General features: G+C 61.5%; 9 protein-coding genes. 7 read left to right on the top strand and 2 right to left on the bottom strand.

Annotation, left to right across the window (positions count from 1 at the left end):
• On the bottom strand, nucleotides 1-3,825 hold the full coding sequence (tssM, locus tag WG78_RS17130) for a type VI secretion system membrane subunit TssM (protein ID WP_053939063.1): 3,825 nt from the start codon (nucleotides 3,823-3,825) through the stop codon (nucleotides 1-3).
• A 71-nt stretch (nucleotides 3,826-3,896) separates the two neighbouring features.
• Complete coding sequence (locus WG78_RS17125; protein ID WP_236692068.1) at nucleotides 3,897-4,700, bottom strand: M15 family metallopeptidase; 804 nt, start codon at nucleotides 4,698-4,700, stop codon at nucleotides 3,897-3,899.
• Between the two features lie 170 nt (nucleotides 4,701-4,870).
• On the opposite strand from WG78_RS17125, the gene tssJ reads away from it, so the two are divergent.
• The 7 genes from tssJ (at nucleotide 4,871) to tssH (ending at nucleotide 13,733) form a co-directional block, all read left to right on the top strand.
• Nucleotides 4,871-5,437 carry a type VI secretion system lipoprotein TssJ gene (gene tssJ / locus WG78_RS17120; RefSeq protein WP_053939062.1) on the top strand — a complete coding sequence of 189 codons (567 nt, stop codon included), beginning with the start codon at nucleotides 4,871-4,873 and terminating at the stop codon, nucleotides 5,435-5,437.
• 129 nt (nucleotides 5,438-5,566) lie between these two features.
• Nucleotides 5,567-6,913 carry a type VI secretion system baseplate subunit TssK gene (gene tssK, locus WG78_RS17115; RefSeq protein ID WP_053939061.1) on the top strand — a complete coding sequence of 449 codons (1,347 nt, stop codon included), beginning with the start codon at nucleotides 5,567-5,569 and terminating at the stop codon, nucleotides 6,911-6,913.
• A gap of 19 nt (nucleotides 6,914-6,932) precedes the next feature.
• The gene (gene icmH / locus WG78_RS17110) at nucleotides 6,933-7,622 is read left to right on the top strand and encodes a type IVB secretion system protein IcmH/DotU (RefSeq protein ID WP_053939060.1); all 690 of its coding nucleotides are present in this window, start codon (nucleotides 6,933-6,935) and stop codon (nucleotides 7,620-7,622) included.
• Nucleotides 7,619-8,104 (top strand): type VI secretion system baseplate subunit TssE, encoded by a 486-nt coding sequence (tssE, locus tag WG78_RS17105; protein WP_053939059.1) that lies wholly within the window; start codon nucleotides 7,619-7,621, stop codon nucleotides 8,102-8,104. The genes icmH and tssE overlap by 4 nt, the downstream gene beginning before the upstream one ends.
• Nucleotides 8,105-8,131: 27 nt before the next feature.
• Complete coding sequence (gene tssF / locus WG78_RS17100; protein ID WP_053939058.1) at nucleotides 8,132-9,994, top strand: type VI secretion system baseplate subunit TssF; 1,863 nt, start codon at nucleotides 8,132-8,134, stop codon at nucleotides 9,992-9,994.
• On the top strand, nucleotides 9,958-11,001 hold the full coding sequence (tssG, locus tag WG78_RS17095) for a type VI secretion system baseplate subunit TssG (RefSeq protein WP_053939057.1): 1,044 nt from the start codon (nucleotides 9,958-9,960) through the stop codon (nucleotides 10,999-11,001). Before tssF ends, tssG begins: the two co-directional genes overlap by 37 nt.
• A 59-nt stretch (nucleotides 11,002-11,060) precedes the next feature.
• The gene (tssH, locus tag WG78_RS17090; protein WP_053939056.1) at nucleotides 11,061-13,733 is read left to right on the top strand and encodes a type VI secretion system ATPase TssH; all 2,673 of its coding nucleotides are present in this window, start codon (nucleotides 11,061-11,063) and stop codon (nucleotides 13,731-13,733) included.
• Nucleotides 13,734-13,744 lie beyond the last annotated feature (11 nt).

The following is a 13,744-nucleotide window of genomic DNA, read 5'->3' as shown; positions in this document are numbered from 1 at the left end:
TTACTCCGTCACGCGCTCAGGCAGGTTCAGCCGCTGCAAGCCCGACAACTGCATCGGGTTGACGCCACTGACCATGCGGTAATTGAATTTCACTGAATCGGCGTCGCCGGCATTCTTCACTTTCCAGGTTAACTGCCCGGTGGGCGCACCCGGTTGGTCGGCCCGGGCCTGCGACAGCAAACGCATCCAGCCCATACGGCCTTGCTGGCTGGCCACCACCGAGGTCGCACCGTTAAACGCCACCACCTGAATGCGCGCGCCTTGCGTGCCGCTGGCGTTGGGCCAGCTAAACGCTTGCCACGGCTGCGGACCATTGCGATAGCGCAGCGTCTGGCCGTCGATTTCCATGGTGATTTCGCTCAGGCCCGGCGTGGGCACCGGTTGCAGCTCAAATTTGACGCTATCGCCTTCCTGCACCATGTTGCCGCCCAAGTCGGACAGCCGACTGACGCCGCTCAGGAAAGCCGGGTTGAACTTGATGCCGATGTTGGCCCAGCTGCGCGCGGTCAAGGCATCGCCTTTGCGCGTTACCAGGCCGTTGAGGTACTTGTCGACAAACTGGTCGATCGCACCGTCTTGCGGTTTAACAAAATGCGAGATGTCGCCCAGCGAGGCTTCGTTCTGGCTGTCGGCAAACGGATATTTGCCGGCCAGGTTTTTCCACTGCCCGTACGGGCCGTGTTGCCACGACTGGTTGATATCGTTGGTCACCAGCGGCACCAGCGTGCCGTAGCTCTGGATCAGCGGGCGCACCAGCAGCGGACGCAGCGCGTCTTTTTCGCTCGGGTCGGCCTGGGCCAGCAGATTGTTATCCACAAACTGCAGCGTATCGGCGAACTCGGAGCCGCTGCCGTTCAGCGTGGCCTGCATCAGCTGGCGCGCAGCGGCGCCAGCGTCATCGTTGCCCGCCAGTTGCGCCAGATGCGCTTTCAGCTTGGCCAGTTGGTCCAGATAACCATCCAGACCCGCGCCCTTGTTCGCGCCCAGCGCGCCCACGGTCACAAATTGCTTGCCGGTTTCGCCCAACGCCGCGCCGGTATCCGCGCTCGGCACTTTGCTGTCGCCCTTCAGCAATTCGGTGGTTTTTTCCAGTACCGATTGTTTGGTGCTTTCCAGCTTGCTTTGCAGTTGCGACGGGTTGTCCCACGACGTTTCGTACGCCACGCGCTCGATGATCAGCTTGATCGGCGAATTGGTCTTGTCGGCAAAGCGACCAATCGCATCGGCAGCGCCGGGCAGACCGTTCACATCCTTCACCACAATGCCTTGCAGAAAGCGCTTCCATTCCTGGGCGTAATCAGCACGATACAAGGCTTCCAGTTGCGCGCGGTTCTTTTCGATATCGCCGTCGCGGCCCAGGTTGTCTTGCAGCGAAGACGCCAGCACCCAGTCATCGCTCTTGATTTCGCCCTTGCTGGCTTCGCCAATCGCGCCTTGCATATAGCCGCTGAACGCTTCACGGGTAAACGCGCCCGGCACCATATAGCTGCTGGCCAGCAGATCGCCATCTTTGCCTTGCAGGATGCGCGCCACGCTCACCGGGGCGTAACGCGTGTTGGCGCGCGCCTTCAGCTCGTTGTACACGCGCTCGGTAGCCGACAGTTTGCGCAGCGAGCCACGCAGCACTTCACGCGCTTGCGCCACCACTTGCGGGTCGTTTTCAATCAGCGGCAGGTCTTTTTCGTGGATCTGCGTGATGTAGAACGCGGCGATGCGTTCGGCCAGCGGATAGAGGGTCTCAAACGATTTGTCGCCCTTGTTGGCTTCCAGCCAGGCACGCCAGTGGCGCGGAATCTGGTCGGACAAATGCTGCGGGTCCATGCGTTGCTGCTCGTGCAGCATCAGATAGGCCTTCAGCGCGTTGTAGCTGGCTTCCAGTTTGACCGGCGCGGACGCTTGCTCCGGCGCGGCGGCAGCGGGGGCGGCGGCCACCGCCGGCACGCGGGCCTTGGAGGTCGCGCGCTGCGGCAGATCACGCGCATCCAGTGCGCCCAGATTGATGGTCGGCAAGCCTTGATGCGACGGGCGATGCGGACGCGGCTTTTTCGGCTCTTCCGGCACGGCAGCGGGCGCAGGCGTCGGGGTCGGCGCGGCTACCGGCGCGGGCGTTGGGGTCGGGACGGGTGCGGGCGCAGGCGCGGCCACCGGTTCCGGCGCGGGCGCATTGGCGGCCAGTTGCTTCAGCGTGCTTTCCAGGTCGGCCTTCACCGGTTGCAACATGATCTTGCTGACGCCAGCAAAGTATTCGCGGCGCAACGACGCATCGAGTTCATCACCGCGATACAGCCCCATGCCGATCTGCCACGGATGGCCTTCCTTGCGGTATTGGTCCAGTTCTTCGATGCGCGATTGCAAGACCAGCAGGCTGCTCAGGCGGTCATACAACTGGCCGCTTTGCGCCATGGTGGCGGCTTTATCACGATCGGCCTGGGCGGCGGCAATCAGCTTCTGGTTGCCGATATACGACCAGGTGGTCAGACCCACCACCAGCGCCAATGCGGCCAGACCGGCCATCATGCCCGCCAGACGCCAACGGCTGCCGCTGGGGCGGGTCTGGCGCGTAATCAGGTACTGGTCGGGGAAGATCACTTCGCGGAACAGGTCGCGCAAGAAATAGCTGTACGACGATTGCGCCTGGCGCGTATCAAAGCCGGCGCGGCTCAGGTCAAACTGGCCGCTCACGCGATTGGCCGCGCCAATTTTGGGCTGGCCTTCCTGCAGCGCGCTGCTGAAGTAAAAGCCGCGCAGCAGCGGACGACCGTGGTACGGGTCTTCTTCCTGCAGCAGCTCGACAAACCGGCACAGGCCGTCGCGCAAGCCATGGAATTCGATGGGGAAAGCAAACAGCGACGGCTTGCTGGCATTGCCGCGGCTGGCACCCAGTTTTTCTTCGCCGATGGCGCGGATGCCGCGATACAGCACTTCCAGTTGCTGCGCCACGGCGTGCGCAACGTTAAAGCCCGCGCCCTGGTCGTGCGTCAGCGTGGCACCCCAGACGCGGTTGCGTTCTTCTTCCGATGCGTCTTCAAAAAACTGCGCAAAGCCGCCCAGCAAATCCAGCTTGGTAATCACCAGATAGATCGGCACTTGCAGGCCAAACGTGTCTTCGATTTCGTGGATGCGCTCACGAATCTGGCGCGCATAAATGGCAAAGCCTTCCGACTTGTATTGCGCCAGTTCGGGCAGGCTGATGGCCACCAGAATGCCGTTGACCGGCGCTTTGGCGCGATGGCGTTTCAGTAACTTGAGAAACGACAACCACTCGACGCGGTCTTCGGATTGCGTGGCGTAACGGCCCGCGGTATCCAGCAGCACGCCTTCAGTCGAGAAAAACCAGTCGCAGTTACGCGTACCGCCCACGCCCTGCACGCCGCTCTTGTCGCTAAACGGAAAGGTCAGGCCCGATTGCAGAATGGCGGTGCTTTTACCGGCGGCCGGGTGGCCGATGATCATGTACCACGGCAGTTCGTACAGCGCGGCCGCACCACGCGCCTTGCCGATGCGCGAGGTCTTCAGCGTGTCGATGGCGCCCAGCAGGCGCTGGCGCAGCAGGTTGACTTCAGCGCGCTTGTCCGGGCTGGCGCCCATCACGGCGTCGTCGGCCTGGCGCAGCAACATCTTTTCGATCAGGCCGCCCGCGCGCTTGGCCAGCAGGTTACCCACCTGCAGCGTCACCACCCAGACCACCATCACGCCAAACATCCACATCAACCGCGTGTCTTTTGCCTCTAGCCCCACCATCGGGCCTAAAAACCAGATCAGCAGCACCAGAATCACAAAGCCCAGCGTCGATGTGATCTTGAAGTTCTTGTACCAGCCTTTCATGCCGTGCTTACCTTGTTTCAAATTATTGTTTTGCGGGTTACTGCGGCGGATGCGACAGGTTGCATCCGCGTTTAAACGTCGTGGCCGGTCGCGCTCTGGGCCGGAATTTTCTGCGGCGATTCCACATGGCCGTAATCACGAAAGGTCCAACGGCCGCCCCAGGTCAGGCCCAGTTTTTCGGCTTCTTCGCCCATGGCCTGATACGCCTCCAGCGCCCAGGGGTCGCGCTCGGACAGCACCACCTTGCCGTCGGCCATCGGGGCCAGATCTACAGCCAGACCGTATTGATGCTTGCTTTGTCCGCCGCGCGCCTGCGTGACGTTGCGGCCGGACTGCGCCAGTTCGTCCTGGCGCTGCGGGCTGCGGTAGCCCTCCACCAGCACCAGCGTGTAACCGCGCGTCTGCATGTTGGCCATCAGCCGCAACACCACCTGCACAAACTTCTGATCGAGCTTGCTCCAGTCGCGATCCACGCCAGCCAGCTCCGGCTTATCGCTATGTAAGAAAGCGGACGGGGGCAGCGGGGCAGGCGGCACCAGCTTTTCCTCGGTGAGCGCCAGCTCGATTTGCTTGTTTTCGGCCGTTGAAGCTTTCAGGGCTTGCAAAACGTGATAACCGCTCAGCCGCAAAGTGCCGCCGATCATCAGCCCCACTGTAAGGATAGCCAGCGCAATCCACTTCAGATGATGCCAACGGTTTGGCAAAATTAAACGATTGTTGGGTTCTTCCTTACTTGCTTGCGGCAACTTTTCTGTTGGGGCAACCACGGGCGTTTCCACCACCGCGGATTGCGGCCCGACCGCCTCCGGGCGTAGCGGACTGACGTAGAAAAAACGCAATCCCACCCACACCAGCGTGGCAAATATAGCAAACATAAGGCCTGCGACGGCGAACATCTTGTTTTTCTCTCTGACCAGACAGTCGGTCCCGGATGACACTGTCATGGTTTAGTGCGGAAGCTTAGACCATAAAAATCTGCTTCACTGGCTCAACGAGCCGCAAATGTATAATATTCGAATCAATTTATCAAAGAGCGATGCTGACAATGCGTGGCAGGCAATTTAGTAAGAATTCGCGTTTTAAACTGATTTTGTCAGCCATCCTGACGACAGCGTTGACGGCATGCGCCTCTGGACCAGCGGTCTATCCGATCAACGGCGAGGCTGCGCCGACGATTAACCGCGACACCAACGGAAAGTCACTTTCGGTGGTCGTTCGCTTATATCAGCTGAAAGAAAGAACAGATTTTGACCGTCTCACATTCGACACAGCCACCAGCGGCAAGAGTGATCAAGAGCTGTTTGGCGCGTCGCTGGTCAGCATGAAAGAGGTGGTGCTGGTGCCGGGCGGCAAGCAGCAAATCACCGAAAAGCTAGAGCCAGACACGCGTTTCGTGGGCATCGTTGGTTATTTCCGCAAGCCTGATCCGCAAGCCTGGCGCTATCTGATCGACGCCAAAGACGCGCGCAAACAGGGGCTGATTTTCAAGGTGGAAGATTGCTATCTGGAGATCACCGCGCCCACGCCGCAAGCCATACCTGGCCAGTCTTTGAGCGCCAAACCGGTGTGTTCCACGCCGTTTAACGCCAAGCCGGCCGCCGGGAAGCGATAAACGGACGGGCAAAAAAACAACGCCCGGATCCGGTTAGATTGGTTTTACACAGGGCTGCCGCTGGCGGCCCATCCGCACTAAAAAAGCAGACAACAAAAGAAGGGCCAAGCCCTTGGGGAACTGAGCAACATGCTCAAAGCAAAACGAGTGCTGTGGGGCGAAGGGATGTTTTTGCGGCCACAGCATTTCCAGCAACAAGCATTGCTGGCTGAAAACGCTGCCGCAGAAGTACTGCATGCCGTGCAACGCCACGCCTGGGGCCTGGCCGAACTGCAACTGGACCAGGGCGCGCTGCGCGGCGGCTTGATCCGCGCCGATAGCCTGGAAGTGGTGTTCCGCGACGGCACGCGCTTTGTGGCGCCGTCGCGCGAGCCGATTCCGCTGTCGCGCGACCTCAACGAAATTGGCCGCATTGGCGTGGAGACCACGCTGTACGCCTGCCTGGCCAACCTCAATCCGTATGGCGACAACACGCAGGATGGCGCCGCGGGCAGCCGTCCGGCGCGTTATGCCAATGCGCATCTGAATGTGTCCGACCTGTACACCCGCGCGCTGGAAGCCGACGTCACCACCTTGCAGCTGGATGTGCGCTTGATGGTGGAAGAAGAAAACCGCGATGGTTACGACTCGGTGCCGATTGCGCGCCTGGTGAAAGACGCCACCAACCAGTGGCGCACCGAAGACGCGTGGCTGCCGCCGCTGATGCGCACCAGCGCCTCGCCCGCGCTGGCGCGCATGATCCGCCGCTTGCTCGACATCCTGCTGGTGAAGAGCGAAGCGCTGGCCGGCGCGCACCGCGAACGCGCGCGCAACGTCATGGAATACGGCACCACCGACATCGCCTCGTTCTGGCTGCTGCACACGGTTAACCGCAACTTTGCGCATCTCAACCATTTGCTGAACGCCGAACCGCTGCACCCGGAAGAACTGTATCTGGCCATGGCCAGTTTCTGCGGCGAGTTACTGACGTTTTCCAGCATCTACACGCTGGCCGATCTGCCCATCTACAAACACGACGCGCTGTCGGATGTGCTGCCCAAGCTGGACGAACAAATCCGCGAATTGCTCGATACCGTGATCTCGGCGCGCTATGCCGTGATCCCGCTGTCGTCGCCCAAGCCGTCGTTTTATATCGGCCGACTGGAAAGCGATCGTTTGCTGGATGGCGTGGATTTTTATCTGTCGGTGCAAAGCGATATGCCGGCCGCGCAGATTATCGAAAACGTGCCGTTCAAACTCAAGATTGGCGCGCCCGACGACGTCGAGAAGATTCTCAACTCGGCGCTGCGCGGCGTGACGCTGGCACATGCGCAGCAAACGCCGTCGGCCATCCCCGTGCGCGTGGGCAACCACTATTTTGCGCTGGAGCCGCGCGGCGACATCTTCCAGCGCATGCTGCAATCGCGCTCCGTCTGCATTTATGTGCCGCAAACACTCGCGGCATTAAACCTTGAATTAATCGCGGTATTCCGCTGAGTTACGGGACCCTTCCATCATGAACCAGGCTGTTGCAGCCCACCCGCTCACCGTCGAAACCACTTCCGGCCCCGCCCTGCGCGACATGCTGGAGGACGGCGTCTATTTGCTGTTTTTGCTGCGCGATGGCAATGCGCCCAATTCGGCCACCGAATTCAATCGCCGCATCGACCAGTTTTTGCAGCAATTTGAAAAAGGCGCACGCCAGTTTGGCAAAGCCGGCGACGCCATCGACCAGGCACGTTATGCGTTTTGCGCGCTGCTGGATGAGATTGTGTTGTCGTCCGATTTTCCGCTGCGCGAAGAATGGGAACGCATGCCGCTGCAACTGCGGCTGTTTGGCGAGCATCTGGCCGGCGAAGGCTTTTTTGAGCGGCTGGACATGCTGCGCATGGACCCGGCGCGCAATATCGAAGCGCTGGAAGTGTTCCACGCGTGTCTGCTGCTGGGCTTTCAGGGCAAGTTCTTGCTGGAAGGCAACGACAAGCTGGGCTATCTAACCCATCGCGTGGGCCAGGAAATCCAGCAGGTGCGCGGCGGCAAGCCCGAGTTCGCGCCCAACGCGCGCCTACCGCAACGCTTTCAGGCGTTTGTGCGGCATGAACTGCCGCTGTGGCTGTACTTTGCCCTGCTGGCCGTAGTGGGTGCGGGCGTGTTTATTACGTGGCGCATCTTGCTGAGTTCGCAGGTGGATCACTTTCTGAAATGAGCCAGGTCAGGCGCCAGGCGCTCACCTTACCGTCGGTGCTGGACCGGCTGCTGGACGACAACCCGGAAGCCACGCGCGCCGCGCCGATGTTCTTTGAGGTCGGTGACTTCAAGCGTGCGCTGGCGCGCGACTTGGAAGCACTGCTGAACACCCGCATTCTGGATCATTCCGAGTTGCTGGACCCCTACCCGCTGGCCGGGCAAACGGTGATCAACTTCGGCATTCCCGACCTCAGCGGCCTGAGCTTGCTGAATCCCGATGATCGCGAATATCTGCGTGACCGCGTGCGCCGCGCCATCGAATGCCACGAGCCACGGCTGGCGCGCGTGCGCATTACGCTGGAAGTGCCGCGCGATGGCGAGCGGCTGCTGCGCTTTCGCGTTGACGCGGTGCTGAAAGTGCATCCGCACAAGCCGCCGGTGTCGTTTGACGCCACGCTGCAACTGTCTTCCAACGCGTACCAGATTACGGGCGGGCTGTAATGCCGCGCCGTTGCCTATGGGCTGATCATGCTTGAATCTTTATTGCCCTATTACGAGCGCGAGCTGGGTTATCTGCGCGAACTGTCAGGCGAATTTGCGCGCCGCTATCCCAAGATTGCCGGGCGTTTGCAGCTCGAAGGCGACCAGTGCGAAGACCCGCATACCGAACGCCTGATTGAATCGTTCGCGTTTTTATCCGCGCGCATCCATCGCAAGCTGGACGACGAATATCCCGAGATCGCCGCCAGTTTTCTGGAAGTGCTGTACCCGCATTATCTGCGCCCGATTCCGGCCTCCAGCATTGTGCAATTCGAGCAAGACCCGCTGCGACCCGAGATCGCGCAGCGCTATGTGGTGGAGCGCGAACACCCGGTGCTGGCGCCGGCAGTGAACGGCACGATCTGCAAATTCCGCTCGTGCTACCCGGTTACGCTGTACCCGCTGACGCTACAAAACGCGCGGCTGGAACTGACCAGTGGCTCGCCGCATTTGCGCCGGCTGGCCCCCGATGCCGCCGCCGTGCTGACGCTGGAGCTGGAGACGCTGGGCCAACTGGATATCACGAAGATCGGACTGGAAAGCCTGCGCTTTTTCCTTGATGGCGAACCCGCGCTGATGCACTTGCTGTACGAACTGCTGTTGGCACGCACGCTGCGGGTGCGCGTGGGCAATGGCACCGACGGCCCGGGCGTCACGCGTGAGCTGCCCGGCAGCAGCATCCAGCCCGTCGGCTTTGGCCGGGACGAAGGCATGCTGGAATATGACGAGCGCTCCTTCCTCGGCTATCGGCTGTTGACCGAGTATTTCAGCTTTCCCGAGAAGTTTTTGTTTGTCGATTTAACCGGGCTTGATCGCGTGTTTGCGCGCGAGGCCGGCAACAAACTGGTCATCCAGATTCTGCTGGGCAGCTATCCGGAAACCGAACGCCACAGCCGTTTGCTGAATGCGCTGTCGGCCAGTCATTTCAAAATGGGCTGCACCCCCATCGTTAACCTGTTCAACCAGGCGGCCGAACCGGTGCGGGTGACGCATCAGAAAGATTCGTACCCGGTGCTGGCGGATAGCCGCAAGCAGCACGCCTACGAAGTGATTCAGGTCAAGCGCGTGGTGCGTGTGGAGAAAAGCGGCGCGGAAGAACGCAGCGAAGAAGTGCTGCCGTTTTACGCCATCCGCCACGGCGCCAGCCAGGACGCCGCGCGCTTTTACTGGCACGCCACACGCGAGCGTTCGCCGCGCGCTGGCGACAAGGGCACCGATATCGAACTGCATCTGGTTGACCTCGACTTTGCCCCGGTGCGCGCCGCCACCGAAGTGCTGAGCCTGGATTTGCTGTGCAGCAACCGCGACATACCCGAGCAGATTCCGTTTGGCGGCAGCCATGCCGAACAACATATCGATTTTTCCTTGCCCGGCCACTCGGTGGTCAAGCGCGTGCGCCTGTTGCGCAAACCCACCTCGCCACTGCGACCGCCGCAACGGCGCGGCCTGCAATGGCGGCTGATTTCGCATTTGTCGCTGAACTATCTGTCGCTGGTGGATGGCGGCAAAAACGCGCTGCAAGAAATGCTGGCGCTGTACAACCTGACCGATTCGGCCAGCACCAACCGGCAGATTCAGGGCATCGTTAACGTCAGCAGCAAGGCCGCCGTCACCCGCGTGGCGGGCCGCGATTTTGCCGGTTTTGTGCGCGGTACCGAAATTACCTTAACGCTGGACGAAGACTATTACGTGGGCGGCAGCCTGTATTTGTTTGCCAGCGTGCTGGAGCGCTTTTTTGCGCTGTATTGCGCGCCCAACAGCTTTACCCGACTGCGCGTGTGCACGCCGCAACAACAAAACCAGGAGATCGCGACATGGCCAGCGCGCAGCGGCGAAGCACTCGTGATCTAACGGCAGAGCTGGCGCAGGACGCGCATCAGTTCAGTTTTTTCCAGAGCATCCGGCTGCTGAATCTGGCCGCGCGCAAACGCGGCGAGCGCCGCACGCCGCTGCCGGACAAACTGCGCTTTCGCACCGTGGCCAGCCTGTCGTTTCCGGCCAGCGAAATCACCAGCTACACGCCCGCAGCCCAGGCCAAAGGCGAGCCCGCGCACGCGCGCGACGAGATGGTCACCGCGTTTATGGGCCTGACCGGGCCGTCGGGCGTATTGCCCAGCAATTACACCGAATTATTGATTGCACGCCAGCAGCAGCACGACACCGGCATGCATGCCTTCTTCGATATTTTTAGCCATCGCTCAATGTCGCTGTTTTATGGCGCGTGGCAAAAATATCGCTATTGGGTGCAGGTGGAAAACGGCGACGCCGATGGCTTTACCCGCTATCTGCTCGACCTGTCGGGGCTGGGCTTATCGCGGCTGCGCGAGCAACTGGGTACGTCTACCACCGCCGGGGTGGATGAAGGTTTGTTTATCCATTACGCCGGTCTGCTGTCGCAAAAGCCGTTGTCCGGCCAGGCCCTGGTGACGCTGATCGAAGGCTTTTTTGGCGTGCCGGCGCAGATCGAACAATTTGTCGGGCAATGGATCAGCGTGCCGCCGGACGAACAAACTCAGCTGGGCCGCGGCGCGTGTGCCTTGGGTTCGTCCGCGTTTGCGGGTGACCGCATCTGGGACCGCCAGACCAAAATGAAGCTGCGGCTGGGCCCGATCCGGCGCAAGCAATTTAACCAGTTGCTGCCCGGTGAAGACGGTGCGGCCGCGCTGGAAGCCCTGATGCAATTTGCGCTGGGCCACGGCCTGGCCTGCGATGTGCAACTGGTGCTGGACCGGCGCGATGTGCCGGTGCCGCGCATTGATGCTGAAGCCGCACCGTTACGCTTGGGCGGCAATGTCTGGCTGAACGACAAAGCGCCGCAGCACAACCCCGATCAACTGGAATACCGCCTGCTGCAATAGCGCCGCCAACGGCGCCCCATTCCACCCCAATCAACCTCACTGATAATAAAAGTCCGCCCATGGCCACACAGATTAAAGCCTTGATTGCCAAGCTCACCCCCACTGCCCGCGCCGCCGTTGAAGACGCGGCGGGCCGTGCCTTGGGCCGCACCCATTTTGAAGTGGAAATCGAACACGTGCTGGTGGCCGCGCTGGACCAGAGCGACAACGCGCTGCTGGCCGCGCTGCGCGCCAGCGATGTCAGCCTGGCCGGGCTGGAACGCGCGCTGGAAGAAGCGTTGACGCGGCTGCGCAGCGGCAATACGCGCAATCCGGTGCTGTCGGCCTGGTTGCCCAAATGGCTGGAGCAAGCGTGGCTGATCGCCAGCGCCGAGCGCGGTGAACAACAGATTTCCAGCCTGGATTTGTTGTTGGCGCTGCTGGCCGATGACAGCCTGCGCAATAGCCTGGGCAAGGTGAGCGAGGTGCTGGGCAAGGTTGACCCCCATGCCCTGCGCACCGCCTATGACGCACTGCGCCGCCACGGCGGCGAAGCGGGCGTGAACGCTTCCGCCGCAGCACCGACCGATGATGACATCGATGCCCCCGCCGCCGATGCCGCGCCGCGTAGCCGTGGCACGCCGGGGCTGGACAAATACACCATCGATCTCACCGCGCAAGCGCGCGCCGGCAAGATCGACCCGGTGCTGGGCCGCGAAGCCGAGATCCGCCAGATGGCCGATATTCTGCTGCGCCGGCGCCAGAACAACCCGATTCTGACCGGCGAACCCGGCGTGGGTAAAACCGCCGTGGTGGAAGGCCTGGCGCTGAAAATCGTACGCGGCGAAGTGCCCGATTCGCTGCTGGGGATTACGTTGCGCACGCTGGACTTGGGCTTGCTGCAAGCGGGTGCCAGCGTCAAAGGCGAATTCGAAAACCGGCTGCGCCAGGTGATCGACGAAGTGAAAGCCAGCCCCACGCCGATCATCCTGTTTATCGACGAGGCGCACACCATGATTGGCGCGGGTGGCCAGGCCGGGCAGAACGACGCCGCCAACTTGCTGAAGCCGGCGCTGGCGCGTGGCGAGTTGCGCACCATTGCCGCCACCACGTGGGCCGAATACAAAAAGTATTTTGAAAAAGACGCGGCCCTGGCGCGGCGGTTTCAGGTGGTCAAAGTGGATGAACCGGCCCCGGAAATCGCCGTGGAAATGGTGCGCGGCGTAGCCGAAGCGATGGCGGCGCATCACAAGGTGAGCATTCTTAATGAAGCAATCGGCGCGGCGGTTAATTTGTCCAGCCGCTATATCGCCGGTCGCCAGTTGCCCGACAAAGCCATCAGCGTGCTGGACACCGCCTGCGCGCGTGTAGCGCTGTCGCATGCCGGCCAGCCCGGCCCGATCGAAGATGTGAACGCGCAGCGGGCCAATGCCGAGCGCGAACTGGCGGCGTTGCGGCTGGAAGAAGGCCACGAAGAACGCATCGGCGAACTGACCGCCAAACGCGCTGAACTCGACAGCGAACTGGCGCGCTTGCAGGCCGCATGGCAAGAGCAAAAAACGCTGGTGGACGAGATCAATGTGCTGAAGGCGCAACACGCCGAGGCCGCCGCCGCTGGCAAAGCGCCGGTGGCCGCCAAGGGCAAGAAAGGCCCCAGTCCGCTGCAAGCCAAACGCGACACGCTGCGCGCGCTGCACAAGCAATTGCCGCTGGTGTTTGAGTGCGTGGATGAAGGCGTGATTGCCGACGTGATTGCGGGCTGGACCGGCATTCCGCTGGGCCGCATGGTGAACAACGAACTGGCGCAAGTGCAGCAACTGGCGGGCCTGCTGGGCGCGCGCGTCATCGGCCAGGACCACGCCATGGCGCGCATTGCCGAGCGCGTGCAGATTGCCAAAGCCAACCTCGAAGATCCGGGCAAGCCCAAGGGCGTGTTCATGCTGGTGGGGCCGTCCGGTGTGGGCAAAACCGAGACCGCGCTGGCGCTGGCCGAGAGCCTGTATGGCGGCGAACGCAATCTGATCACCATCAATATGTCGGAGTACCAGGAATCGCATAGCGTGGCCGGGCTGAAGGGCTCGCCGCCCGGCTATGTGGGCTATGGCGAAGGCGGCGTGCTGACCGAAGCGGTGCGGCGCAAACCGTATTCGGTGGTGCTGCTGGATGAAGTGGAAAAGGCGCATCCCGATGTGCTGGAGCTGTTTTTCCAGGTATTCGACAAGGGCATTCTGGAAGACAGCGAAGGCCGCGAAGTGGATTTTCGCAACACCATCATCCTGCTGACCTCCAACACCGGCACCGACCTGGTGATGCGCGCGGTGGAGCACGGCGTGCAGCATGAAGGCGAGGCCGAATCCCGCGATCCGACGCCAACCGATCTGGTCGATATTTTGCGCCCGACGCTGCAAAAAACCTTCAAGCCCGCGTTTTTGGGCCGGCTGACCATCATTCCGTATTTTCCGGTCAGCGATGAGGTGTTGCGCAAGATTGTGGCGCTGAAGCTGGACAAGATCCGCCGCCGTATCGAACAGAACCACAAGGCGGTGGTGAGCTTTCCGGACGATCTGGTCGATCTGGTGACCGCGCGCTGCTACGACGTGGACAGCGGCGCGCGCGACGCCGACGCCATCCTCACCGGCACGGTGCTGGCGCGGATTTCGGGCGAATTGCTGGCGCGCATGGCGCAAGGCAAACCCACCAGAAAAATCGCCGTCACCCTGAAAGGCGACGAGCTGAAGGTAAAACTGAGCTGACCCGCATAGGG

This window comes from Amantichitinum ursilacus, assembly GCF_001294205.1.
GTDB lineage: Bacteria > Pseudomonadota > Gammaproteobacteria > Burkholderiales > Chitinibacteraceae > Amantichitinum > Amantichitinum ursilacus.
Note: the sequence above shows the minus strand (reverse complement) of the source record. Positions and strands in the feature narration are given on the sequence as shown.